1 pseudogene is annotated in these 749 nt (G+C 46.3%); it reads right to left on the bottom strand.

The features are described 5' to 3' along the window. Positions 1 to 700: pseudogene (locus R7Q11_RS25985) on the bottom strand (hypothetical protein); the annotation flags it as partial. Between the last annotated feature and the right edge of the window lie 49 nt (positions 701 to 749).

The raw sequence follows: 749 nt of genomic DNA, 5'->3' as shown, positions 1-749 counted from the left end.
CAACCTCAATCGATTTTTCTTTTGAGCGGTATGAGATCACCATTGGGCTCAAGCTTTGAATAAAGAGAATAGACGTTAGAGTAAACGGCAGTAGCTCAATTGCATCTTTCAAACCAGCGCCTGTTTCTGGAATCGCACCGACATTCGCTACATCCCATTTTTCGATCATCATGACGCCAAGTAATGCAACGGTACAAAGTTTAATCAGCACAAGACCAGTACTGACCTTAAACAAAATCTTTTCGCCACGAGATGCAATAGCGACCAGCGCGCACACTAAAGCCAGACCATATAGCGGGTTTTCAGACAATAAGCCTTCCGTGATGCCAAAACTATGTAGGAAAGATGCCGAGTCATTGTTGATGGCTGTTGAGTAAACAAAGACCCAAATCACCAACATGATGAAGTACAGCACACCTAATAACGCCCCCCATTTGTTACCAAGGTAACCGGAAATAACGCCAGCGTAATCTTGGCACTTTGGTGAACTTGAGAGAGTGTTGATGAAAAGGCGTTGGAACAAGTACATCGCTGGGTAGCCGATCACGGCAGAGGCCAAGAATACCCAAAGGCCCAATACGCCTACTTTTACTGGTAAAAAGACAATACCGGCACCGATTGCCATGCCGATACTCATGATCACCCATCCCCAGTCTGTGCTATCAAACTTGGTCGCGGCTTTCCACTCGTCTAGGGCCATGCCTGCTTTTACGTGCGGTGGCTCTTTACCGATAGGTAAGGTTTGTGTA

This window comes from Vibrio sp. 970 (assembly GCF_033339075.1).
The sequence above is the reverse complement of the archived record's forward strand: the minus strand, read 5'-3'. Positions and strand labels throughout refer to the sequence as shown.